The organism is Streptomyces sp. NPDC042364 (assembly GCF_056437585.1).
In genome coordinates, this window is the sequence record NZ_JBWKAJ010000007.1 from 310,800 (window position 1) to 336,025 (window position 25,226).

Below are 25,226 nucleotides of genomic sequence, written 5' to 3' on the forward strand. Positions count from 1 at the left end.
GACAGCGGGCGAGCCGCCGGACAGACCTCGGCTCTTCCCGCTGGAGCCGCGTCAGACCTCGGGGCGGAGCATCGGCGGGTTGAGGAGGGTGGCGCCACCGGCACGGAAGAGCTGGGCTGGACGGCCGCCCTGCCTCGTCGTGGTGCCACCGGTCGGCACCAGAAAGCCGGGCGTGCCCGTCACCTTGCGGTGGAAGTTGCGCGGGTCGAGTGCCACGGCCCACACCGCCTCGTAGACGCGGCGCAGCTCACCGACGGTGAACTCCGGCGGGCAGAAGGCGGTCGCCAGCGAGGAGTACTCGATCTTCGAACGGGCGCGCTCCACACCGTCCGCGAGGATCTGTGCGTGGTCGAAGGCCAGCGGTGCCACCGGCTCTCCGTCGCGCCCGTAACCACCCTGCGCCAGCAACTCCTCGACGGGTGCCCACCGGGCGCTGTTGGCGTCGCCGCCCGGACGGGGTGCGGGCAGGTCGGGGGCGAGTGCGAGGTGGGCGACGCTCACGACCCTCATCCGAGGGTCTCGCTTCGGGTCGCCGTAGGTCGCCAGCTGTTCCAGGTGCGCACCGTTGTCCTGCGCGGGGGTGGACGGGTCGTGGGCGGTCAGCCCGGTCTCCTCGGACAACTCCCGTGCGGCGGCCTGTGCCAGATCCTCGTCGGGCCGTACGAAGCCGCCGGGCAGCGCCCACCGCCCCTGGAAAGGCTGTTCGCCCCGCCGCACGGTCAGCGCGCACAGCGCGTGGCGGCGGACGGTCAGCACGACCAGGTCGACGGTGACGGCGAAGGGCGGATAGTCCGACGGGTCGTAGGGCATGCCGCGATCATAGTCGTCTTCCTGACGATAAACACTCCCTTCAGAGGTCGCTTCCCTCCTTGATCCGCTTCTTGATCCGCTTCTGTCCGACACCGGACTCGTGATCCACCCGTCGCCTTCGCGAGATCCGCACAGGGCGTGGTCCGATCACTCGTCCTACGAGGTCACACTCCCAACTGCAGACCGCCGGCCGCTTCCTCGACCATGGCGAGCCCCAGTCTGCTGACGCGCACGGCGAAGGGGGCGCCGGCCACGCGCAGGCCGGTCAGTCCGATCTCTCCCAGCGGCGCACTGCTCACCGGACGCAGGGTCACCGTGCCGGCCGGGGTGTCCGGACGGATGCCGACGAGAGTGGCGAGCAGCAGCACACCCGAGGCCGCCGCCGTCGCGGCCGGTCTGCAGGCCGCCGGATGCGGCAGAGGTGCGCCACCCGCCGTGCGCTGCTCCCCCGCGTACATCTCGGGCAGCCGGTGGCCGAACCGCTCGGCCGCCGCCAGCACTCCCCGCATCAACGAGCTCGCCTCCTTCTCATGACCCGCCGCCGCGAGCCCGGCGACCGCGATCGCCGTCTCCTGCACGCGCACGGCACCGCTGCGATGACCGAACGGGTTGTACGCCGTCTCCTTCGTGCTCAGGCTTCGCAGCCCCCACCCGGAGTCCATGGCGGGTCCTCCGAGCAGCCGCGCGAGCTGTTCCGTCCGCACCTTGTCGAGCAGGCCGGGAGCCTGACGGCCCCCGCCGAGCAGTCCCGTGTCGAGGAGGTGGGCGGTGGCCGCGCCCAGATGCGGCACGAGGTGTCCGTCCGGTGTGCGGGCGGCGGCGGGTCTGCCGCCACCGTGGTCCTCGACCCAGAATTCGGTCTGGAATCGGGTGCGCATGCCTATCGCCCATTCCCTCAGCTCGTCCCCGCCCGGTCGGCCGTACGCGTCGAGCAGGTCGGCGCCCAGCAGCGCGGCCCGGTGGGCCTGCGCCTGGGTCTCGCAGCGCAGCGGCCCGCAGCGAAGTGGGTCGGGCAGATAGATCCGGCCCCGGGCGCTGGTCAGCAGCCACCGCAGGCAGCGCTCGGCGGCAGGCAGCAGTTCCTCGGTCTCCTGCTCGGGAAGTCCCCAGCGCCGGGCTTCGGCGAGGAGCGCAGGAAAGAGGAGGGTGGCTTCGGTGCCCGTGCAGCCCGGCGGCAGATGAGGGCCGGTGTCCCTCCGCGGGCCGGGGATCATGCCCGACTGGGCGGGCGGTCCGGCGAGTTGGGTTCGGGCCAGGGTCCGCAGGGTGCCCGCCGCGAGACGTGTGCCGAGGGGCAGGGTCATCCTGGCGGCGGCCAGGGCGTCGGCCGGGGCCATGCCGCAGCGCCAGGGCGCGCCGGCCGCGAGATGGGTGTCGGACGGGTCCACGGCGTCGCGCAGCAGCAGCGCTTCCAGGTCCCGCAGGCAGGTGTGCAGCAGTACCCCTGTCCGGGGGTCGTCCCCTGCGGCCTCCGCCTGGGCGAGGGGGCTCGTGGCGCCGCGTCCCACTGGTCTGACGGGGCCTGCCCCGTCCGGCCGTACCCGTAGCTCCACGCTGCGCGAGCCGCCGGGAGGTAGTTCCAACTCCCAGCGCAGCAGCCCGGCGGAGGCCAGGGCGTCGGCGGGCGGCGGGACGGCGGTGACGGTCGAGTTGCCGCCGGAACAGGACCAGCGCAGGCCCGAGCCACGGACACTGGCGGGCAGCTCCGGCCCGGCGCGGCCGGAGGCGACGGCGCCCAGTTCAGCGAGGTCGGTGCCCAGGGACACCTCGACGGGCAGGCGCAGCGGGCGACGGGCCGTGTTGTGCAGGGTGATCCGTTCGGTGCCGTCCGCGTGGCGGGTGCGCTCGACCATGACGTCCGGGTCGGGACCGGCGTCGGCGGAGACGCGCAGTGTTCCCACGAAGCGGGCACTGTCGGCCGTGATCATCCGCGCCTGCACGGGGAGGGGCTCTCGCCCGGCCACCCGGATCCGGCAGCGGGAGAGCATGCGCCGTCCCCCGCGGTAGAAGCCCTCAAGTCCCGCTCCGGTCAGTTGGCCCTGTTCGCCGGAGATCGCGAGGCCGGGAAGAGCGACGCAGATCAAGGCGGTGTGGGCGGGGGGCAGCTCCGTGTGGCGTCGAGGGGCCGGCGGCGACGGTCGGGGAGTGGCCGGACCTTCCATGGGAACGGAGGCCGATGGCGTGGGGGCGCCATGGCCGGACACGGGGGACTCCGCTCCGCTGGGCCTCCTCTGCCGCACGCCGATGGGGGGAGGCGAGGGGCTGCGGATCTCCGGGCGCTGGGTTCTGACGCCGTCTGCGCCGTGGGTGCGGGGAGTCGGCTGACGGAGTCCGAGGGACGACGGCATGTCGTCGTAGCCGGACAAGGAAGGCAGGGACATCGAGTGGCTTCCTCTGTGTTCGGTGCGCGTGGAATGCGCTCGGCACCTGGTGGGGAACGGCCGTGGGTCGGGACGATGCGGCGGCGAGGGCAGGCCGCCGATACCGCCACTCAGGTGAACGGAGCGGCTCCGCTCCGGGTCACGGCCCCCTGTGCGGGAAGCGCAGGGAGCGGCGGCCGGGTGCGCCGTCCCGGGGAAGGGGGACGCGCTCACCGCAGTGGGGAGGGGTGGCTGGGGGATGCGGGGCCGTGCTGGATCGCGGGGCGGATGAGGGGCGCCGGATGGGACCCCGGCCGGGGCTGGGGCGCTTGGCTGGGATCCGGGCGGGGGCAGCGCGGTCGGATGGCAGCCGGTCCGGGTCGGCGTCCTCATGCCTCGCTTTCCGGTTGTGTGCGCCGGCCGTCGGAATTCCGCCGTGCCCGTGCCCGGCCGGTGGGCCCGTCGACGGCACTTCCCGGGCGTCGGCTGCCCGGAGAGTTGCCGTCGATGGAACGCGCCCGACCTGCCTGGGCCGTGGCAGGGGATCGCCGGGGGGCGCGGGTGCCGGAGCTCCGGTCCGGTCGCGGGCGGCGTCGGCGCCGTGTGCCGGTGCCGGTGGCGGTGGCGAGGCCGCACGACTCGTCCACGGATGCCGCCCCACCGGGCGGCGCTGTGACCGCGGATGCCACCTCGCTCGGCTGTTCCGCAACGCCCGGTCCGCCGTCGGTGCCCGCCTCCGTCGTGGCCGCCGGCAGGTCTCGTCCCGTGCGTTCGGCGCGGAGACAGCGGCGGATCGACTCGGGGTCGAGGCCCTCGTTGCAGGCCTGGTGGAGGAGGCGGGCGAAGAGGTAGTCGCGGTCGGCTGCGAGGGCCATGGCGAGGGCTTCGCGGGCCTCGAGTTCGTCGCCGGTGGACCACGCCACCCAGCCGGCCAGTGTGAGAGGGGCTGCGGCGTGCTCTCCGTAGGGGCCTACGCAGCGGCGGGCGAGCGCGCGCCAGAGTCGCAGAGCGGGGCCGGCTTCGTCGCCCTCCATCCACTCGGCGGCCCGGTCCCGGGTCGCCCTGTCCTGGAGGCCCAGAATCATGGTCGCGGCATCGTCATGACCGATCAGTTCGTCGTCGCGCAGGTCCGCGTCGAGGGTGCCGGACCCGGTCGGGGCGGCCGCGAGGCGCTCCATGGCGCTCCGGGCCACCGCGAGCGTCTCCTCGGCCACGCCCACGCGACGTTCCGTGTCGAGGATGCGCGGGACCAGGGCGGCCTGCGCGGCGTCGAGCGCGGCCTCCTGCCGCAGCGCGGCCGCGCTCTCCCAAGGCAGGAGCCGCGCGCGCAGCTCCCGTAGTGTGCCTCGCACCTGAAGACCCGCATAGGTCGCGGCCGCGGCCAGTACCGAGGTACCCGGCAGGCCCATCGCCTCGCCCTCCGGGGAGCAGCATCCGTGGCCCGGGCAGCAGTACGACCAGAAGCGGCCGCCGGAGATGCACAGGGCCTCCACCACCGGGACGTCGAGGGCGCCGCAGGCCCGGCGCAGGAGCTGGGCCAGTGGTCGCAGGCGCTCCATGACATCGCGCGCCGACTCACCGACGCCCGGGTCCTGGCACAGGAAGGCGACCATGCTCTCCGGTTTGGCGCCCCGGCGCTCGCTGCCGGTCACCAGCCCATGCGCCAGTTGCTGCGCCACGGACGGCCAGTCGTCCGTCTGGGGCGGGATGCCGAGCCGGGCCCGCCCGCCGAACCGTCCCTTCGTGTCGCGGTCGTGCAGCGCGACGAGGACGATGCTGTCTTCGGGACGGTAGCCGAGCAAGTACGGCAGGGCGTCGGCGAGCTCGGCCGGGGTTCGCAAGGTGACCTGCTGCTCGCCGCAGTTGCCGGTGGCCGCGCCGTGCCCCGCATACGTCCTGGTTTCGCCGTGTCCCATGAGCGGGGTGGTCTCGTCGCGCCCGCTCCGTCCGTTCTGCCCGTGGATGTCACCGTTGCCGGGAGTCCCGGCCGCTTCGCTGTGATTCGTCATGCGGTGACCATCTCGCGGATCTTGAAATTCCGCTTGCCCCTGTGGATAAGTCCGACCATGGCCACGTCAGAGGTTGTCCACAGACCTGCCTTGCGCGTCCGCGCGATGTCCGAGGCATCCGCTTGCATGGGGTCATGAACGACGCGAACCAGCCCACGACGGACCGTCGGCATCCTCCGATGGCCCGCTCAGCCCCTCCCGCATGTGCTCGGGAGCGGAGTCGGCCCCCAGTCGACCAGGAAGATCACCGTGCGGGGAACGGGCCTCGACGAACGGAGAGGCGGTCGGTGCCGGGCGCCGGCGCCGGACGGATGGAGCAGAGCATGCCGTCAGACAGGCCTCAGCGGCGGCCCCTCAGCGCGCACCGCGATGTGTACGGCCCTGCCCTCCACCCGGAGGCCTGTGCCAGGCACAGGTCGTCGAGGCGGCGAGCGCCGCTCGGATGCCGGGCCACATCCCACGCCCCGGCCGGTGCCGTCAGCCAGATCTCGCTCGCGGTGGCGAACTCGCCGACCGACCGCCACCCGCCCGCAGCCGCACTCGTGCGCTCCCCCGTCCCTCGGCGTCCTCATGGACGACACCGGTGGCTGCCGAAGGCTGCCCGGTGTCCCGGAGTTCGCGCGCAGGGGGAGCGAGGGGCGGTGGACGGACATACCTGCGCCCGCGCCCGTCCGGCGGCGTTCACCTGCTCGACGCCCGATCCCGCCGTCGAGCACCGTCAGGCGCTCCCGGCCACCGCCCCGGTGGCGCCCACCGCCGTGTTGCGCGGCACGCGTCTCGTCCTGTCGGCCTCGGCCTCCTGGCGGGACTCAGGGGCTCAGTGCGTGGACATGTCGGGTAAGCGGCCACGGAAGGCACGCCGGTAGGCGTTGGGGGTGGTGTTGAGTGAACGCGCGAACTGGTACCGCAAGGCCGCCGCGTTGGCGAATCCCGTACGGGCGGCGACCATCTCCATCGTGTCGTCGGTGTTCTCCAGCAGCCGCTGGGCGCTCAGCACCCGCTGCGCCAGCAGCCAGCGGTAGGGGGTGGTGCCCGTCTCCATCCGAAAGCGGCGGGCGAAGGTGCGCGGCGACATGCAGGCGCGTGCCGACAGCTGCTCCACGCTGATTTCCTGGTCCAGGTGCCGCTCGGCCCAGTCCAGGACCTCGCGTACGCCGTCCTTCCCGCGGTGGACCACCGGTCGTTCGATGTACTGGGCCTGGCCGCCCTCCCTATGCGGGGGCACCACCATGCGCCGGGCGATGGCGTTGGCGACCTCGCTGCCCTGGATCTTGCGCACCAGGTGGAGGCAGGCGTCGATGCCCGCGGACGTGCCGGCGGAGGTGAGGACCGGGTCCTCGTCGACATAGAGGACCCTGGGTTCGACCCGGGCCTTGGGGTAGCGCTCGGCAAGCGCCTTGGCGTACCGCCAGTGGGTGGTGCACCGCCGTCCGTCGAGCAGTCCCGCGGCGCCCAGGACGAACGCACCCACGCAGACGCTCACCACCCGGGCGCCGCGGGCCACCGCCTGACGCAGCACCTCCAGCAGGGCGGGAGGGAAGTCCCTGGTGTGGAAGTCGTCCCCGACCGGGATGGCGATGAGATCGGCTTCCTCCAGCCGATCGAGCCCGTAGGGCGTGCTGATGGTGAATCCGGGCACCGCCCGCACCGACGGGGATTCCGCGGCGACGAGAGCGAAGTCGTAGGCGGGCAGCCCCTCCCCAGTGCGGTCGATACCGAATACTTCGCACACGACGCCGAGTTCGAACGGATGGACGTTGTCGAGCAGCACCGCGGCCACGTTCTTCAGCATGGTCACCAATGTCGCAGTAGCACGTGGTCCTGTGACAGTCCCTGCGCCGTCGCCGGACGGGATCGGCCCGCGTACTCCGCGCATGGGGTCAGCCGCGGTACCGAAGGGCTTGCTGAAGGGCCCGCGTGGAGACGATCCCGCTGCGGATGCCCGGTACCGCGGTCTGTACGCGATCAGCGGCACCGGCCGTCGTCCGCCTCTCCGGGCCGATCAGGAACGCGGCAGCGGCGATGGCAGTAATTCGATGTTCATCGTCAGTGCGTGCCCTGTCACCGCGCCGGCTGCTTCCGCACAGTGAGGTGCATGGCACAGGACAACGCGATGAAAGCGTCGGACGGGGCGGGCAAGTCACAGCACGCGGGGGTGCGGCAGGTCTGGAGTGAGTCCCCCACGGCGGTGCGATTCCTGCTGGCCGGCACCATGATCATTCGCCTCGGCGGCTTCGTGCAGGTCTTCATGGTGCTGTATCTGATTGAACGTGGGTTCTCCGACGCCCAGGCGGGTGCGGCCCTCGGTGTGTACGGCGCTGGAGCCGTACTGGGGACGCTCGTCGGGGGCTGGATGTCCGACCGGCTCGGACCGCGGCTGACCATCGTGTCCACGCTGCTGGGATCGGCGGCGCTGCTCCCCTGCGTTCTCTATCTGGACGGCTATGGGGCCATCCTCGTGGTCATCGCCGTCAGTGGTGCGGCGAGCCTGGCGTACCAGCCCGCCTCCACCAGCATGATCAGCCATCTCACCCCGGTCGAACGACACGTGATGGTCTTCGCCATGGGCCGGCTGGCGATCAACCTGGGCACGACGGCCGCACCCCTGCTGGGCGCGGCGCTCGTCAGGATCTCCTGGGATTTCCTGTTCTGGGGCGAGGCGCTGGCCGTGGTGGTCTTCTCGGCGGTCGCCGCGGCCACCCTGCCACACCGTATGACCACGGAGACGACGGAGACGACGGCACGCGCGGACAGGGGCCGGGGGGACGGAAGCGCGGCAGACGGAGGCGCGGGAGACGACGGTGCGGAAGCCGGCGGTGCGGAAGCCGGCGGGGATGCGGCGGCGCACAAGGCGTCGTACGCCGCGGTACTGACCGACCGTCGGTATCTGCTGTTCCTGCTGGCGATGTTCGTGAGTTCCGTGATCTACATCCAGCACATCGCGGCTCTGCCGCTGGCCGTGAAGCACCTCGGTATGGGAATCGAGGTCTACGCGGCGATGATCGCGCTGAACGGCCTTCTCGTCATCACCTGCGAACTGCTCGTCGCCAAGTTGGTGCAACGCTGGCGGATCCGGACGGCCGTGATCATCGGGGTAGTGCTGACCGGTGTCGGCATGAGTCTTTACGCCTTGCCCCTGGGGTTGGCCGCGCTGGTGATCGCCACCCTCGTCTGGTCCCTCGGTGAAATCATCGGATACCCGTCGCTTTTCTTCGCCTACCCCGCGCAGGCGGGCCCGCCGGGGCTGCGGGGCCGCTATCTGGGCGCGTCGAACGCGCTGTACGGACTGGGTAGCGCGATCGGCCCGTTCGTCGGAGTGATGATCTGGAATCGCTTCGAGGAGGGCTTGTGGCTCGGCTGCGGTGTGGTGGGCCTGCTCGCGGCGGCGGCCGCGTGGGGCGGTGTGCGTCCGACGGCGAAGGAGGCAAACGAGGGCCGGGCCGGCAACAGGGGGAAAGGGGCCGACGGTTCCGGATCAGCCGCTGCGGAGATCCGCACGGGAACCTAAGGGTGGCTCCGCATCCGCAGGACGGCAGAGCGCGCAGGCATCGGGAAGAGTACAGAAGGGCAGGCAATCAGATGCGACGCCATGTAGTCCTGGTCGATCCCTACTCCGAGGCCGCCGAGTTCGCCAACGCCTTCCGGGCGCGGGGGGTCGCGTCGGTGGCCGTGCTGAGCACGCCGGCACCGCTCACGTCGTATCTGCACGGCTGGAAACCGGAAGCCTTCGACGCGACCCATTTCCACCGCGGCGACTTCGCGAAGCTGGTGGAGGTGGTGCGCGGCTACGACCCCCTCGCGGTCATCCCGGGCAATGAGCACGCGGTCAGACTCGTGGACGCGCTGGTCGAGGAGCTGGCCCCCGGGACGGGAAACGTTCCCGCACTCTCCGCGGCACGCCGGGACAAGTGGCCCATGGCCCAGGCCGTGGAGCGCGCGGGCATACCGCACCTGCGGACGTTCGCCGCCGCGGCCGAGGAGGAGGCCGCCGAATGGCTGCGGAAGACCGGCCTGGACGGGCAGGCGCTGGTGCTCAAACCCCGGTGCAGCGGCGGCACGGACGGCGTGCACAAGGTGGAGGCGGGCGAGGACTGGCGGATTCCCTTCAGGCGGCTGCTGGGCTCGGTCAACATGTTCGACCTGGCCAACGACAGCATTCTGATCCAGGAATTCGCATCGGGAACCGAGTTCGTCGTCGACACCTACTCCGTCGACGGGGAACCGGGTCTGGTGGCGGTGGTCCGGTACAGCAAGTCGGCCCGCGGGAACCGCATCGGGGTCTATGACGCCGAGGACTATCTCCTTCCCGAGGATCCGCTTGTCAAAATTCTGGAGTCCTACAGTCGCCGGGTCGCCGAGGCGGTCGGCATTCGCACGGGCTGCGCCCACACCGAGATCATGCTGACCGACCGGGGCCCTCGCCTGATCGAGATCGCGGCGCGCCTCGACGGAGGCTGTGCGCAGCAGGCCGCGCGGCTCGCGACGGGGGATTCCCAGATCGACCGCGCCGTGCGGCACCATCTGGACGGGGCCTTCAGCCACGGCTACGAGATCGTGCAACCCACCCGGGTGGCCTGGCTCTCCGCCGCGCAGGGCGGGATCATGCGCAACGCCGAGGTCCTCGACTCCCTGCGTGATCTGGTCTCCTTCCAGAAGCTGGGGTGCCGCTACCCCAACGGCTCCCGGGTCCCGAAGACCGAGGACCTCTTCACCGCACTCGGCTGGGTCCTGCTCTCCGCAGCCGACCAGGACGTCCTCGACCGGGACACCGAGCGGGTACGCGAGATCGAGGCCGGAGTGACGATCGAACCGCTCGACTGATAGCCGTGCCGCCGAGACGAGAATCTCCCACAGCCGCCCGGTGGACTGCCGGAGGTTCCGCGGTGCTCCCGTCGCCGGGGCTTCGCCCGTTCACGCCGGACTCGGCGTCCGTTGCCGCCGGGCTCGGCGTCAGCGAGGCCGGTGAGGACCCGGGTACCGACGGCCCGGCCGCCGCGTAGAGCTGCCGTACGCTCCGACCTCAAGCGTGGCCGAAGGGGGCCGGCCTCGGTGCCGGAGTCGATCAGCGCAGCCGGCCCGCGGCCGCACAGCTCTTCCGGGCTCGGCGAGTCGGGGGGATGGCGGGGGGCAAACCGCCGGAACATGCACGTCGGCGGGGTCCCTCGCCGCGGTCAGCTCGCCCAGAACCGCGCCGGGCGGACGCGCCAGCGGAGTACACGGGAGCGCCCGCGTACCGCGCCGCATTCCGACCCCGATGCTGTGGCCCGTACGCGCGGGTCACGCGGCTGCTCAGCCGGCCGTGGCCAGAACCAGGGGCAGAACCTGGCCGGCGCCCGATCGGCGCAGCAGGCGGGCGGAGACCGCGAGGGTCCAGCCCGAATCGACGTAGTCGTCCACGAGCAGCACGGGCCCCGAGGCCCGCTCGAGGGCCCCGGCCAGTTCCTCGGGCACGGTGAGGGCCGCGGAGAGGGCCTGGAGGTGCCGGGCTGAATTGCTGCGGCGCGCCGAGTGCTCACCGCCCTGCGCGGTGTACGCGAGACTGCCGAGGAAGGGCAGGTGCCCGATGGCTGCGACGCGTTCGGCGAGCGAGGCGACGAGTCGGGGGCGCCGCAGCGAGGGCATGGCGACGACTCCGACCGGCCGGGCGGACGCGCCGGGACCGTCGGAGGCCCAGCCCTCCGGGGAGCGCGCCCAGTCGGCGAGCACGGTCACCACGGCCTTGAGGACATCGTCGGGGACGGGTCCGTCGGGTGCGTTCTCGGCCAGCAGCGGACGCAGCCGGTTGCCCCAGCCGATGTCCGAGAGCCGTCCCAGGGCACGCCCGGTGGAGCACTGCTCCGTGGCTGGGATTCGGCCCTTGAGGTCGACGCCCAGTGCGGGCATCCCCGTAGGCCACATCTTGCGCGGCTCCACCTCCACCCCGGGGCGGGCCAGTTCCTGTGTCGCGCTGGTCAGGGTCTCCGTGGAGACGGAGGAGTCGGCCCAGGCTCCCGCGCAGTTGTCGCACCGGCCGCACGGGGCGGCCCCCTCGTCGTCGAGCTGCCGGCGCAGAAACTCCATCCGGCACCCGGACGTGCTCACGTAGTCGCGCATGGCCTGCTGCTCGGCCGCCCGCTGCTTGGCGACCCACGCGTACCGCTCGGAGTCGTAGTACCAGGGTTCTCCGGTGGAGATCCAGCCGCCCTTGACCCGCTTGACCGCCCCGTCCACGTCGAGCACCTTGAGCATGGTCTCCAGACGGGTCCGCCGGAGGTCCACGGACGTCTCCAGAGCAGGCACCGACAGCGGCCGTCCCGCGTCGGCGAGGGCAGAGAGCGTCTGCCGCACCTGCACCTCGGGAGGGAAGGCGGTGTCGGCGAAGTAGCGCCAGATGGCCTCGTCCTCCTTGCCCGGCAGCAGCAGCACATCGGCATGGTCCACGCCGCGCCCCGCGCGCCCCACCTGCTGGTAATAGGCGATCGGTGAGGACGGCGAACCCAGATGGACCACGAAGCCCAGGTCCGGCTTGTCGAAGCCCATGCCCAGGGCAGAGGTCGCGACCAGCGCCTTCACCCGGTTCTCCTGGAGGTCGGCCTCGGCCTGGAGCCGGTCGGCGTTCTCCGTGCGCCCCGTGTACGACGCCACCTCGAAGCCCCGTTGACGCAGGAAAGCGGTGGCCTCCTCGGCGGCGGCCACCGTGAGGGCGTAGACGATCCCGGAACCGGGCAGCTCGTCCAGATGCTCCGCCAGCCAGGCCAGCCGGTGGGCCGCGTCGGGGAGGCGGACGACCCCGAGGCGCAGGCTCTCCCGCTCCAGCGGGCCGCGCAGCACCAGGGCCTCGCCGCCACCGGTGCCCAACTGCTCGGCCACATCGGCCGTCACCCGCGCGTTCGCGGTCGCGGTGGTGGCGAGCACCGGCACTCCGGGGCGGAGTTCGGCCAGCATCGCCCTCAACCGACGGTAGTCGGGGCGGAAGTCGTGTCCCCAGTCGGAGATGCAGTGCGCCTCGTCGACCACCAGCAGACCGGTGGTGGCGGCGAGTCTGGGCAGCACATGCTCGCGGAAGTCAACGGAGTTGAGGCGCTCCGGGCTGACGAGGAGCACGTCGGCCTCACCACGCTCGACCTCCCCGTAGACGGTGTCCCACTCCTCGGGATTGGCCGAGTTGATGGTGCGTGCCTGGATGCCGGCCCGCGCCGCCGACTCGACCTGGTTGCGCATCAGCGCCAGCAGCGGCGAGACGATCACCGTCGGTCCTGAGCCCCGGCGGCGCAGCAGAGCGGTGGCGACGAAGTACACCGCCGACTTGCCCCAGCCGGTGCGCTGCACCACCAGGGCGCGACGGCGCTCCTCCACGAGGGCCGCCACCGCCTGCCACTGGTCCTCCCGAAGCCTCGCCGACCCCGTGGGGTCGCCGACCAGCTCGGCGAGGATGGCGTCGGCTTCGGCACGGAGCTTCACGGTGTCCATGCCCCCATGCAACCCGATACCTCGGACACTCAGCCACCTCACCCCTCGCGACCCCTCCCTCACAAGGAGCCACGGCCGGCCTCCCACCCGGGATGGGCGCGTCAACAGCGCGTCGAGCCCCGCCACCCGGGGCGTCGCCGACGAGTCCCACAGCGCGGGGATATAAACGGTGGATCACCACAAAACCTCCAGTGGCCCCAATTGCTCGTTGCCGCAACCAAGTTCGGCAGGAAGAATTGAGGTCCGCTCCCCGCACGGCCCACCGGTGAACCGGTAGGGCTTCTGCTGCGGCGTGCGCTCCCCCAGTCCGACCCCGCCCGCAGTGTGGGCGCGTAGCCGAAGGGAGGATCGTGACCTTCGGATTCGCTCCGTCCTCGGCGGCCTCCATGTCGACGTCTGCCGACCTGTCCGCCGCTTCCGCCAACCGGTTGCTCGAGCCCGCGGAATGGGCCGCCGCCGGGATTCCGCTGCTGCGAAATCCCCGGGAGGTCGTCAGCGGACTGCACGCACGCCATCAGCCCAGGCCCGCGACGGCGGTCATCGCCGTCCTGGACCCGGACGAACGACTGGCGGCGAGTGCCTCGTTCGTCCGGCGGCCCGCCCCGGCGGACGGCTGGATGTTCCGTAACGCCCTGCTCGCGCAGCTGCGCCGGGTCATCCCGCACGATCTGCGCCGGCGCACGCCGGTGCGGACGGCCGTGCTGCTGTACTGCCGCGACGGGGACGCGCGTTGGACGGAGGAGGACGGGGCGTGGATGTGGGGCCTGCGGGACGCCTGCACCCTGCACGGTCTGCGCTGCGGGGCGTACATCACGCTGACACGTGACGGCTGGCAGGTCCTCGGCGAGGGTCGCGGCGGCCGCCGCCCGCACGCGGACTCACCGGCCGAGCCGTTCGCCACGGCCGTGGCTCCGCCGCCGATCCCGCGCACCGGCGGGGTGGCCTCCGAGGTACTCCGCCGAGCGGCGGCGCGCTGACCCGAGGGCCTGCGGGCCCTCCCCCTCGTAACGGGGCCGACGAACCGGGCCCGGATCAGGCCACCCGCACCTGCTCCCACCACGGGGCGTCGGCATTCCGCACGCGTATGTGTGGGCGCGGTCGCCTGCACCTGCGCACGGCGCACGTACGCGCATCCCACGCACACCCGCATCCGCGCCCGCGCCCGCGCCCGCACCCGCACCCGCACCCGCACCCGCACCCGCACCCGCCGAGACTCGCCCGCCACAGCCACGGCACCCACAGCCCCCGGTGCCCCGCACTCCCGGGCACGCGAAACACCCCGCCGGCACGCCGAAGCGTCCCGTCGCGGGGTGTGGCCGGCGTGGCGCCCTGGGGCGGCGCCGGGCACGCGTCACTCCCCGGTGAGCCCTCGCGGGCCTACCGGGAGGATCAGCGGTCGCTCAGACGCCGACGCCCAGCACCGCGTTGATCTTCTGCGGATCGCCGCAGACGATCAGCAGCGCACGAGCCCGGCCGAGAGCCTGGGGCAGTGTCTGCTCGGTGAGGGAATCGGTGCCGCCGTTGACGGCGACCACGACCACGGGACGCGGCGCGGCCCGCCCGACGGCGGAGGCGTCGGCGTAGAACACGTCGTCACCCGCGTCGTGCTGGGCCCAGTACGCGCTCTCCCCGAAGGACAGCTCGTGGGCGGCCCACGGGTGCTGCTCGCCGGTGGTGATCACCAGCACGTCACCGGGGGCGCGCCCCGACTCCAGCAGCAGGTCGACGGCTTCCTCCGCGGCGTCCAGCGCGCCCTCGGCCGAGGCCGGGATCAGCTGGATCTGCGGGGTGGCGGCCGGTGCGGACGGCCCGGGCTGGGCCGCGGTGTGCGACGCGCGCTGGGCCGGCACCGGCCGGGCAGGACCCGGGCGGCCGGGACGCGGCGGAGCCGCGGGACGGGGTCCGGGTACGGGACGGGGGGTCGGCGCTACGCGGCCGCTGGCCGGAGTGGCGCGCGGACCCTGGGCACTCTCGTGAATCTGAGGCTCCTCGGGAATGAGAGGCATGAGCTGATGTTTATCAAACGCCGCTGCGACTCGCGTCGGCGGGTGGCACATGAGTGCGAACGAATCCGTCAGAAATCGAAGCCGAGCTGACCCTCGATCTCCGGAACGCTTCCGTCCGCCCAGTTGCGGACCTTCTTGAGGTGCCGCCACTGGGGCAGCGCATCAAGATACGCCCACGACAACCGGTGGTGCGGGGTGGGTCCCCGCTCCGCCAGAGCGGCCTTGTGCACGGGCGACGGATAGCCGGCGTTGGCCGCGAAACCGAAGTCTGCATGCTCGACACCCAGTTCGGCCATCATTTTGTCGCGCTGAACCTTGGCGATCACCGAGGCAGCCGCGACGGCGACGCAGGACTGGTCGCCCTTGATCACCGTACGGACCCGCCAGGGCGATCCCAGGTAGTCGTGCTTGCCGTCGAGTATGACCGCGTCCGGACGCACGGGGAGCGCGTCCAGGGCCCGTACGGCGGCGAGTCGCAGCGCGGCCGTCATCCCCAGGTCGTCGATCTCCTCCGGGGAGGCGTGACCGAGGGCGTACGACGTCACCCACTTCAGCAGTTCCTCGGCGAGCGCCTCACGGCGCTTGATCGTCAGGAGCTTGGAGTCGGTGAGGCCCTCGGGCGGTCGGCGCAGTCCGGTGATCGCCGCGCAGACGGTGACGGGGCCGGCCCACGCACCTCGCCCCACCTCGTCGACACCGGCAATGACCTTCGCTCCGGTCGTGGCGCGCAGGGAGCGCTCGACGGTGTGAGTAGGTGGTTCGTACGGCATGGCGCCCTTAGCCTACGCCGCCCGCGACTCCGTGCGACACCCAGGCTCCCGGGGCGGAGACGGCCCTGCGGCGGGACCGGGTCAGGTGTCCCGCGAGCGCAGCAGCGGCATCATCAACTGGTCGATCATCTCCGCGATCTCCCGCTCGCCCCATTCGCTGCCGCACATCTTCGAGCGGTACATCATCATGGCGGGAATCGCGTCGAACACATAGCCGTTGGCCGCGTCGGGCCGCACCTCACCGCGCCGGATTCCCCGCTCCAGGATCTCCCGCAGCAGCTTCACCGTGGGCTCGATGACGCCCTCGACGATCACGCCATGGAAGCGCTCCGCCTGGAGGGTGTCGCATTCGTGAATCACCGAGCGTAGGGCGAACCCCGGGCGCGAGAACATCGCCTCGCGGACCCGCCGGCACAGCGCCAGGAGGTCGTCGCGTACGTTTCCCCGGTCGGGCGCCTCGTCGAAGCGGGGCAGTCCGGCCTGGAGCGCGTCCGCGACGAGGTCCTCCTTGGACGGCCAGCGCCGGTAGACCGCGGCCTTGCCCGTCTGGGCGCCTGCGGCGACCCCCTCCATGGTGAGGCCGTTCCAGCCGACCGTACTGAGCTGATCCAGCGCGGCGTCGAGGATCGCGCGTTCGAGTACGGCGCCGCGCCGGCGCGGGGAGGCCGTCTGAGCGGGAGCGGCCGTCCAGCGCGAAGTGACCATCTGTGTTTCTCCGTTGAGCCTTGGGGGTGGGGATCTCGGCGGGTGCGAGCGGGCGGTCGGGGCATGCCAGGGCGGCGACTTCGGTGAACGCTTGCGTTCACTAAGGGGGAATCACTACCGTGGACGGGACAGTGAACGCGAGCGTTCACTAAGGCAGTTGTGGGGGACCCATAGTGACGACCTCTCCGTTGATTCAGGATCAGAAGCCGGGAGCGGCCCGCCGGGAGGGGCGTCCCGGCATCGCGCTCACGGTCATCGCGGCCTGCCAACTCATGGTGGTACTGGACGCGACAGCTTGATCATGAGTCTCGGAGTCCTCCAAAAGGAGCCGAGGCTCAACGGCCCCCGAAATCTCCAGGTCAGGCAGGCCAACCGCCGTGGACACGTCCGGCACGGGAGCCGCCTCAGCGCCAGCCAGAGCGGCCACGACACGGCCCCAGGTCCCATCGTCGACCCACCTTGACCAGCGCGACATGAGGGACTTGCGTGCGCCTCGCTGCATACGCGCAGCCGCCTCGCCCCACCCCTCTCCCGTTCGCCCCTTCCACAGGATGGCTTCTACTGCATCCCTCAGCGGAAGATCCGTCTTCTTTCCAGACCCTCGACCAGTCTTCTTTACGAGCGGCTCAATCCGAGCCCAGTCATCATCGGTGACCCCTACGGGAATCCCTAGGCCGCTTTCTCGGAACCACATGCCAACCGAGCATTCCTTGCCCGCCTTCCTCACGGGAACCGCCCCCTGAACCCGGACCCTGATGTCTGCTAGGTCGATCACCCCGGCCTGGTCTTCAGGCGGCATGCTGGGCATTTCCGTGCGCGCCAGCTCAGCCAGCGACCGAAGATCTCGTGCCCTCTGTTCGGCCGCAAGGGTTTCCAACTGCCAGGCCACGGCTTCACTCTTGAGTTTCTTCAGCCGCGCCAATTCCTCCGTCAGCGGCTTGACTGCGGCCGCAACCAAATCTTGCGCCGCCTCACCTTCCAAGCCCATCTCTGCAGCCTGTTTCGCCGTCATCCCCATGACGGTAGCAATCGCCTTTTCTTGTACTGCCATGCTGCGATCGAGGTCTTCGATTCGGTCTTCATGCGCCAAATTGCCTCCGAGGGTCACATCAATCCACTCAGAGGCAAGGGTCATCAATTCGTCCGGATCGCCAAAGATCTTGGCGGTACGGCCCCAAACTTCAGCCTCGATCTGTTCGGCGTTAATCTGGCTGCACTTACACACGGGAGCCCCGGCATACTTCGGTTGCTTCCCAGAGCAGACATAGGTGCGCTCACCCGTGGAGGACTGCACTCGACCTACGTAATAGGAGCCACAAAGGCTTTCAATCCTCATGGACAGCGGGTAAACATTCCTCCCTTTTCGCGGCGAGCGCCGCTTCGCAATCTTCTCAGCGGCATTTTTCAGCTTCTGCACCTGATTTTCGTCAAGCACAGGATCCAAACCAATCGTGACCGTCACCCCGTAGAGCGGGTTTCCGTCGGAGTCAACCTTTGCACCGCGACCGTACCGGGAATCCCTTGATTCGACATCCCTGAAAACCTGGACACCCTCAAGTACGGCACGTGACATCATGCGGCATTTCAGGTTTTCACTCGACCAGGGCGCTCCCGAGCGAGTCACCAAACCCTCAAGATTCAACTTGGCAGCCGCGTCGGTCCAACTCAGCCCGTCATCGACGATCAGCGTATAGGCCCTGCGGACAGTGACTGCTTCACCTGTCAGGGAGTCACCCTCCCGACACACATCGAGAGTGAGGCGACTCTGCCCTTTCACACCCTGATCCTGAACACGCCACCCATACGGGACGGTACCGCCCGTGTAGCCGCCCTCTTCTGCCTTTTCCTGAACACCGCCCTGCGTGCGATCCCGGATAACCTCACGCTCTTCTTCCGCGTAGTCGGCATCCTTACGCATCTTCTTACGGCCGTCGACAGTTGTGTTGTCATAGTCACCCTTTACAACAGCGACGTAGACGCCAAGATCTTCAAGTTCCCAGACCCAGCGCCAGAATGCCCGCCCGGTACGACCAATCGCACGGCCTTCAGGAACAACCACGACATCGAAGGGGCGGGGGTCCTGCCGGACCTCCTGCATGAGTCGCTTCAGGTCGTCTCGCTCATGCGCTTCGAGACTCCCGCTCACTCCTTCGTCGGCGTAGGTGGCAACGTGTTCCCACCCCTTCTTGTGGATGTACTGCGCTGTCTTCTTACCGGTGTAGGCGATGCCGTAGCCCTTGGCCTGCTCCTCGGTCGACACTCTGAGGTAGTCGACGGCCCGAAGTTGAGCACCCTTGACGACTGTGTCCACGACCTTGACAGCGGACGTGAGAAGATGGTTCATGTCAGTCCCTTCGCGACTGGCAGGCCAACCTGTCGGTTGGCCCGACCCCGGAGCGCGCGCCAACGTCTCTCCGGGGTCGTTCTCTTGTACGGCTACTTTAGCCTTCGCGCCCTGTGTCGTGGCCAGGTTCCTTTTCGTCAACTCTCGTTCCTCTCAGATGCATTACCTTCCTTCTCGGTCAGATGCCTGAAGAGGAGCCGAGCAAGCCGCCTGCGCTCAGCAGGACCCCAGTCAGCCGTACGCCAAACTTCCGTAACGGTGGATCCGTCGGCCCGACGCTCGATGCGTTTCCGGCTCATTCCTCGAACCCCCGATCCGCCATTTCCTCACGGGCCAGTTCGCGGCTTGTGGCGATTCCCTCGGCGATGCCGGCGGCGAGCCTGGCAGCACCGGGGGTATAGCCAGAGCCGACATAGCGCCAGTTCGATTCCGTGACGGCAGCCGAGTTGCCGGTCGGCTCGATGTCAGCCCGCTGGTGTGCAGCTCGTTCCTCGCGCAGCGCCGCGTACGTGGTCGAGTAGCGGCGGGACTTGCTGAGGATGTGGCCCCGGTAGCCGAGGCTGTGAGCCCAGGTTCGTAGTCTGAGGTGTTCCAGTTCGGGCAGGCCTCCCAGACGCCAGCATGTGGCCATCAGGGCCCGCACGTGGGGTGTGACAACCGCCGCGTGGATGTCATCGGGACCAGTGACGCGGTAGTCCAGTCCGGCTCCGGTCTCGGCAGTGCCCTTGGAAACGTACTTGGCCACGTATGCAGCCGCAGCGTCATCGGTGGGTCCCCCGCCGTCCGCGAAGGCCCGGATCGGTCGTACGTCGAGCTGTCGCCCCCAGACAAGCAGTACGTCCCCGTAGGCATCCGATTCCGGGGCACGTACGTTCGCCGACACAGAGGCCGCGTGAACCGCGTCAGCTAACAGTTCGGGCGTGGCCCAGGTCGGAGACGGGTCACCAGGACCGGCCGGACCATCGAGACGGACCACCGCATGGAAGTGGATCGCCGCCCGCTTCTGGTACTCGGCCACCTTCGCGAAGGACACCACCAGGTGAGCACCGAGTTGGGAGCGCGGTATCCCTGCGACGGAGGCGAGGTGACGCCGTGCGGCGGTGGTGAACCGATCCCAGAGTCTCCCCGCGTGCGCGTGCCACAGCACGTGTCCGACGTAGTCGTAGCAGTCCGCGCACAGCGGGCGACCCAGCGCGGCGTCATCCTCGGTGTGGACCAGGCCGCAGCCGACTGGACGCCCGTGCTCGCATACGCCGCCGTCCCTGCGCGGTCGACACCGCTTGCCGTCGCGGGAGCGGTGGACGGGCCCGAACGAGGGGGCTGTCAGGGTGACGAACAGACGAGGCTGGTCCCGAACACCCTCAGAGACGTTCTTGCCGCCGGACAGGCCCGCCCGGATCAGTTGATAGGTGTCGCCCGCATGCAGGTAGGCGCACGGCGCACAGACCGAAGCACGGCGGTTGCGACAGCGGACGGCCAACCGCTCGCCCGGTTCTCCGGCCGTCGAGTAGGAAGAGATCACCTCACCCGTCAGGGCGTCGTGGGTGATCGTGGAGCCGGACAGGTAGACCGGATGGGCACAACCCCCGATGGCTTTGATCTGCTCCAGCAAGCGCGGAAACAGGGGGTCGTGCGCAAGGCGGATGATGTCCCGATCAACATCGGACAGCAGCCGCAGACGCTTCTCACGCTCCAGCGCAGCAGAGCGGAAGGTCGAATGAGTCACCTCAAGCGAGGTGTTGAGCACAGGGCACCTCCAGAACAGACGGACAGGGAGGAGCGCGAGCCGAGGCGCAGGCGTGAGTCATGTCTGATGTCCTTTGGATGCGAAGTGATGAAGTGTCAGATGTGAGAGTGAGAGCGTGTCGAGGCAGCGTGAAAGAGAGCGAAGACAGAGAAGGCAGAAGAAGTATGTGATGTCTGCTGAATAAGTCTGTGTCTAAGTTTGTGTATGAGAATCGCCAAAAAGGCTCGTCGCTCGAGCAGTCATGATCGCATGAGCGCCGACCCAGCGCGAGCGAATTTCGGTCGAGGGCGGGGAACTTGAACTGACATGGCGGGCGGCCTGCGTGTGGCTGGAGGGGCGCGGTCAGCCGATAACGCCCCGGACCATGCGCCCGCGGAAGCCGTGTCGGAATCTTTCTTCACTTACTCCAGGCGGCCCGCCTTCGGCGGACCGCGCGCGCTGGCGGCCGGGGCCGCCGCCGCTCCCTGTCTCCGCCACCGCTGCGGCGGCCCCGCCACTCAGCGCGCAGGACCACCAAGGCGGACACACAGCCGGAACGCTGATCGAGCCCGTTCCAAGTGCCGGGCGGCTTGCGCTCCCCTCCCCGGCGTGCGGCCTTCGGCCGGTCCGGTCCGGGGTGCCGCCGCCCGGCACGAGGCTCAGGTGTGAGCTACCCGCTAGGGCCAAGCGTGCTCACCCGCGTGCCCCTCGAACAGGCCACACACGGTGTTGTCCACCCGTGTTTCATCCCCGAACCGGCGCACCATGCAGGGATCGCGCATCTCCATTCCCGAGCGCCACCACACCCACGTCATGCGGCCTGTGGCGTCCTGCGCTTCCACGATCCCCGCCGCATGATCAGGCCCCCCATGCGTCTCCAGTTCGCAGCGCAGCACCAACGCGGGAGAGACGTCCGGTTCCACTCCCGCCAGACGGCACGCCTCCGCCTGCATCTCCGGCGGGGGCGCGAACTGATCATCACAATGCTTCACATGCACCTCCCTGAGTAACCGAACATGGACAGCCCCAGCGCGGGCGAAGCCGGGGAGCAAACCCTCTTGGGCTGGGGGCCGACGGCCTACGAGGCTTTAGACAGCCACCATGGGGCGAGCCTCTAAGAACAGGGGGCCGATCGGGCTATTGCGGGCAGGTCCCAAAGACTGCCCGATCCGCTGGCGAGCGTAAGGCCCCCTGTTCACTCGCCCCATGGCAGCTCCCGTCCAAAGCCTCTACGGCCGGCGGCGTGCCCACAGCGCGCCACTACCTGCGGAAAGACCCGCCCCAGCCGGGGCTTCTCTGAGTCGGGGGCGTCTCGATCAGCTACGTGCGGCGGGGACGGGAGATCTACGGCAGCGGGGAACCGGACGCGGCAGCGACGCCCAGCACGAAGCCGCATGAGCCAGAGACCATGATGATCACTAGCGGGCCCGTGAAGAGGGCCAACCAGCTCACCACCCGGCGCATCACGCGTGCCGCCAAGTGCGCCACGGGCGCATGATGATCTCCCGGAACGTGTGGTGCGACGGGTTCTTGCCGCAGTGCTCTAACACCCAGCTCTGCCCGTCCGCGAAGTCCTCGCTGCCGTCCGAGGACTCACCGCACACCGCGCACTCCATCGCGTACGTAGTCGGCTCCGCATCCGGCTCACGGTCCGGAGTAAGCGTCCACGTCTCATGCCGAATCACCGACCGGACGCTCACCACTCCCGCTCCGCTCGCAGGTTGGCCGCCTTCACGTTCGCGCTGAGCCGCTCCGCAGGAGTAGCCGGGCGGATCACGGCGGGGTTCGCCTCCCATTCCCGGCCGCCACCCACGGGGCGCAGCATGGCGTACGGACCGGCCATGTCCTGATACTCCCCGACCTTGCGTCTTGCCGGGTCGTACATCAGCTCTCCGCGCTCAGGGACGGCTGTTTGTGCTGTTCTGCCTTGAGTCGCCATACCAATGACGCTACGTAGTGACGCGAATGCACCTCAATGGCAATGGCACTTTGACGAGGTGTCAGAGCGAAGTGCCACAGGGTGTCACAGCGGGACGCCGATCGCGTCGGCAAGGCTCCGCATCTCCGGTGTGAGAGTGCGCCGCCGCCCGATCACTCGACCGAAGATGTCCCGTGCGTACCGCTGGTTGGGCAGCCATTGAGGAGCGTCCGCACGGATGCCTTGAAGGACCTCTACGGTCTTCGCGTAGTCGTGTGATCGGGCGTGCGCCTCCGCGACATCCAGGAGGTGACGGTTGCGGTTGTTGGATGTGGGGCGCATACCGCCCGTCGGGATACGGGCCGAGAGCTTGAGCACCAGGTCAGGCTTATCGACGATCATGGCGTTTTCGGCCCGTTTCAGAGCCACCGTGACCGGGCCGAACGCCTGCAAGAAGTCGTCACGTGGAGCGAACTCCCGCCCCATCGCGACCGCCGCCGAGTTGGCGTAGCGCAACGCATCCTCAGCCTCTCCCGGCCGGTTGTCCCGGATCGCCGCAGCGGAGGCCCGGAGCAGTAGCCAGCCCCACGCGCTCAGCTCCGCCGGAGTCGCCCGCGAGATGCGAGGTTCCACGTCGTCCGCCCACCGCGTGGCCAGTTCGCGTGCCTCAGCCAGCCGACCACGCCGCAGCAGCAGCCAGCACTGTGTGTTGACGGTTGCCGCCCCTTGAAGCCGGTCCGAGGCATCTTCCAAGGATCGGGAAAGCGCGATGTCAGCAGCCTCGAACTGCCGAGTTTGAGTGAGCAGCCACCCTGTGAGCTGAGAGAGCCGAACGCGCACCTCCCGACCCTCCGCGCCTGTCTCGGCGACGAGGTCAGCGTCCCGCAGCAAGGGCGGAAGGATCACGCTCAGCTCCGCGAAACGATCGCTGGAGAACAACGGCAGGGCGGATTCAAGGGCCTGCCGCACACCGTCCGCAGTCGGCTCTTCGGCCATCCCGTCCGCACGCACAGGAGCCACGAGTGCCCGCCGGACGCCTTCCCAGCGATCATCCACCCCCGGCGCCGCTTCCGGCTCGTCCTCATGGTCGGCGAGGAGGTTTGTCGTCGGCACTCGCAGCGCGTGTGCCAGTTGGCGCGCGGTCTCCAGACGCGTGTCAGCCCGCTCCCCCTGCTCCAACTTCCTGATCAAGGACAGTGAAACGCCGGACTCGCTCGCAAGCTGACGTTGCGTCATACCACGACGCTTGCGTACTTCCTGGAGCCGCTTGCCAATGTCGGCACTCATGATTCGAGCGTACGGCGCCCGCAGCATTACCGCAGGCTTCCGGCCACTCCTCGCGCCATGCGGGGCAGAAGCTCCGTGCGAAGCCTCCGCCCCGAACCAAGGGCTGCCGTCAGCGGGCAAGCTGAACTCGGAACCTCAGAACACACGGCCCGATGCTTCCCGACGCGACGATTGTGAACATCGCGCTCCCGCACATTCAAGACGCGCTCAAGTTCAGCACCACCGACCTGACATGGGTGGTCAGCGCGTACACGCTGACCTTCGGCGGTCTGCTGCTCCTGGGCGGCCGGGCCGGGGACATCCTCGGCCGCCGCCGGGTCTTCATGACAGGCATCCTCGTCTTCACGCTCGCCTCGCTCCTCGGCGGTCTCGCCCAGGAACCCTGGCAGTTGCTGGCGGCGCGCGCCCTCCAGGGCGTCGGTGGCGCGATCGCGTCGCCGACCTCGCTGGCGCTGATCACCACGACGTTCCCGGAAGGGCCCGAGCGCAACCGGGCGTTCGGGGTCTTCGCCGCGGTCTCGGCGGGCGGCGGGGCGATCGGTCTGCTGGCCGGCGGCATGCTCACCGAGTGGCTCGACTGGCGCTGGGTGCTCTTCGTCAACGTCCCCATCGGTGTGCTGATCGCCGTGCTCACGCCGATGTACATCAGTGAGTCGGAGCGGCACCCCGGCCGGTTCGACATCGCGGGCGCGCTCACCTCGACGGCCGGTATGGCCTCCCTGGTGTACGGCTTCATCCGGGCGGCCGAGGAGGGCTGGCGGGACGGCCTGACCATCGGTTCGTTCGCGGCGGCGGTGGTCCTGCTGCTGGCGTTCGGCTCCATCGAGAGCCGGGCCAAGGAGCCGATCACCCCGCTGAGGATGTTCGCCGACCGCAACCGCTCGGGCACGTACGTGATCATGCTGAGCCTGGCCGCGGCGATGTTCGGCATGTTCTTCTTCATCGTGCTGTTCGTGCAGAACGTGCTGCGGTACACGCCGATCGAGGCCGGTCTGGCCTTCCTGCCGGTGACCGTCGCGATCGTCACCGGCGCGGGTCTGTCGCAGCGGTTCCTGCCGGTGCTGGGTCCCAAGCCGTTCATGCTGGGCGGCTCGACACTGGTCACGCTCGGACTCGCCTGGCAGACCTTCATCAGCCCCGACAGCTCCTACGTCGGCGGCGTGCTCGGCCCGATGCTGCTGTTCGGCTTCGGCATGGGGCTGAACTTCGTGACGCTCACCCTGACAGCCGTCTCCGGGGTCGCCCCGCACGAGGCGGGTGCGGCGTCCGGCCTGCTCAACGTCACGCAGCAGGTGGGCGGTTCGCTGGGCCTGTCCATCCTCACCACGGTCTTCGGTACGGCCGGCCGTGAGGAAGGGGAGAAGCAGGTGCGGCTCTTCATGGCGGAGGCCACGGCCGAGCAGAAGGCCGAGTTCGCAAGGACCCAGCAGCTTCCGGCCCCATGGAGCCATGAGGTGCTCGCCCATGGCATCGCGACGGCGTTCATCCCCGCCATCGCGATGGCCGTACTCGCCCTGGTCACCGCCGTGGTGGTCATCAGGGTCCGCAAGAGCGACCTCGACGCCCTCGCGGGCACGGCGGGCCCCGCCGGGGGCTGACCGCCGCCCGCGGATGCCGGACCACACCCGGAAGGCGGAGGCCGCGGGTGTGGTCCGGCCCGCGGCCCAAGAACTCCGAACAAGAGTGGAGTCCGATCGGCTCGCGGCGTCTGGTGCGTGCGGTCGCAAGGCGCCGGAAGCTCCTTGTAGCGGGGCCACCAGGGGCTTTCGGCAACGCGGCGAGCGTGCGTGCCAGGCGTCGCGAGCCGGGCTCCACTCTTGTTCGGAGCTCCAAGTCACGGAG

15 protein-coding genes and 2 pseudogenes are annotated in these 25,226 nt (G+C 69.8%); 4 read left to right on the forward strand and 13 right to left on the reverse strand.

From position 1 onward, the window contains the following. Positions 1-51: 51 nt before the first annotated feature. The 4 genes from AC067N_RS17380 to AC067N_RS17395 all read right to left on the reverse strand — a co-directional run bounded on the left by AC067N_RS17380 (position 52) and on the right by AC067N_RS17395 (position 6,971). Positions 52-810: an NUDIX hydrolase gene (locus AC067N_RS17380; protein WP_478679741.1), complete on the reverse strand. Its 759-nt coding sequence runs from the start codon at positions 808-810 to the stop codon at positions 52-54. Positions 811-974: 164 nt separating this feature from the next. Next, a complete protein-coding gene (locus AC067N_RS17385) occupies positions 975-2,972 on the reverse strand; it encodes an amylo-alpha-1,6-glucosidase (RefSeq protein WP_478679742.1) in 1,998 nt (665 codons plus the stop codon). A gap of 587 nt (positions 2,973-3,559) precedes the next feature. Further along, positions 3,560-5,179: a DUF4192 domain-containing protein gene (locus AC067N_RS17390; RefSeq protein ID WP_478679743.1), complete on the reverse strand. Its 1,620-nt coding sequence runs from the start codon at positions 5,177-5,179 to the stop codon at positions 3,560-3,562. 817 nt (positions 5,180-5,996) lie between these two features. Then, positions 5,997-6,971, reverse strand: a complete 975-nt coding sequence (locus AC067N_RS17395; RefSeq protein WP_478679744.1) for a GlxA family transcriptional regulator — start codon at positions 6,969-6,971, stop codon at positions 5,997-5,999. A 303-nt stretch (positions 6,972-7,274) separates the two neighbouring features. Between AC067N_RS17395 and AC067N_RS17400 the strand changes: the two genes are divergently transcribed. Both AC067N_RS17400 and AC067N_RS17405 read left to right on the forward strand, forming a co-directional pair. Continuing rightward, positions 7,275-8,687: an MFS transporter gene (locus AC067N_RS17400; protein WP_478679745.1), complete on the forward strand. Its 1,413-nt coding sequence runs from the start codon at positions 7,275-7,277 to the stop codon at positions 8,685-8,687. 71 nt (positions 8,688-8,758) lie between these two features. Continuing rightward, entirely contained in the window at positions 8,759-10,000 is a 1,242-nt protein-coding gene (locus AC067N_RS17405; protein ID WP_478679746.1) for an ATP-grasp domain-containing protein, read from the forward strand. A gap of 468 nt (positions 10,001-10,468) precedes the next feature. On the opposite strand, the gene AC067N_RS17410 is transcribed toward AC067N_RS17405, so the two are convergent. Then, the gene (locus AC067N_RS17410; RefSeq protein WP_478679747.1) at positions 10,469-12,628 is read right to left on the reverse strand and encodes a RecQ family ATP-dependent DNA helicase; all 2,160 of its coding nucleotides are present in this window, start codon (positions 12,626-12,628) and stop codon (positions 10,469-10,471) included. Between the two features lie 350 nt (positions 12,629-12,978). On the opposite strand from AC067N_RS17410, the gene AC067N_RS17415 reads away from it, so the two are divergent. Continuing rightward, positions 12,979-13,605, forward strand: coding sequence for a hypothetical protein (locus AC067N_RS17415; RefSeq protein ID WP_478679748.1), 627 nt, complete (start codon positions 12,979-12,981; stop codon positions 13,603-13,605). Between the two features lie 423 nt (positions 13,606-14,028). Here the strand turns inward: AC067N_RS17415 and AC067N_RS17420 are convergent, their stop codons facing one another. The 8 genes and pseudogenes from AC067N_RS17420 to AC067N_RS17455 all read right to left on the reverse strand — a co-directional run bounded on the left by AC067N_RS17420 (position 14,029) and on the right by AC067N_RS17455 (position 23,384). Further along, on the reverse strand, positions 14,029-14,634 hold the full coding sequence (locus AC067N_RS17420; protein ID WP_478679749.1) for a hypothetical protein: 606 nt from the start codon (positions 14,632-14,634) through the stop codon (positions 14,029-14,031). A 68-nt stretch (positions 14,635-14,702) separates the two neighbouring features. Beyond that, complete coding sequence (locus AC067N_RS17425; protein WP_478679750.1) at positions 14,703-15,404, reverse strand: ribonuclease HII; 702 nt, start codon at positions 15,402-15,404, stop codon at positions 14,703-14,705. Positions 15,405-15,485: 81 nt separating this feature from the next. Next, positions 15,486-16,109, reverse strand: a complete 624-nt coding sequence (locus AC067N_RS17430) for a TetR/AcrR family transcriptional regulator (protein WP_478679751.1) — start codon at positions 16,107-16,109, stop codon at positions 15,486-15,488. 439 nt (positions 16,110-16,548) lie between these two features. Then, a pseudogene (locus AC067N_RS17435) lies at positions 16,549-18,453 on the reverse strand (recombinase family protein); the annotation flags it as partial. Between the two features lie 295 nt (positions 18,454-18,748). Then, the gene (locus tag AC067N_RS17440) at positions 18,749-20,200 is read right to left on the reverse strand and encodes a replication initiator (RefSeq protein WP_478679752.1); all 1,452 of its coding nucleotides are present in this window, start codon (positions 20,198-20,200) and stop codon (positions 18,749-18,751) included. Positions 20,201-21,642: 1,442 nt separating this feature from the next. Beyond that, positions 21,643-21,975: a DUF7848 domain-containing protein gene (locus AC067N_RS17445; RefSeq protein ID WP_478679753.1), complete on the reverse strand. Its 333-nt coding sequence runs from the start codon at positions 21,973-21,975 to the stop codon at positions 21,643-21,645. After that, complete coding sequence (locus AC067N_RS17450; RefSeq protein ID WP_478679754.1) at positions 21,876-22,118, reverse strand: hypothetical protein; 243 nt, start codon at positions 22,116-22,118, stop codon at positions 21,876-21,878. Before AC067N_RS17450 ends, AC067N_RS17445 begins: the two co-directional genes overlap by 100 nt. 84 nt (positions 22,119-22,202) lie before the next feature. Beyond that, positions 22,203-23,384 (reverse strand): helix-turn-helix domain-containing protein, encoded by a 1,182-nt coding sequence (locus AC067N_RS17455; protein WP_478679755.1) that lies wholly within the window; start codon positions 23,382-23,384, stop codon positions 22,203-22,205. A gap of 161 nt (positions 23,385-23,545) precedes the next feature. Between AC067N_RS17455 and AC067N_RS17460 the strand changes: the two are divergent. Further along, positions 23,546-24,982, forward strand: a pseudogene (locus AC067N_RS17460) (MFS transporter); the annotation flags it as partial. Between the last annotated feature and the right edge of the window lie 244 nt (positions 24,983-25,226).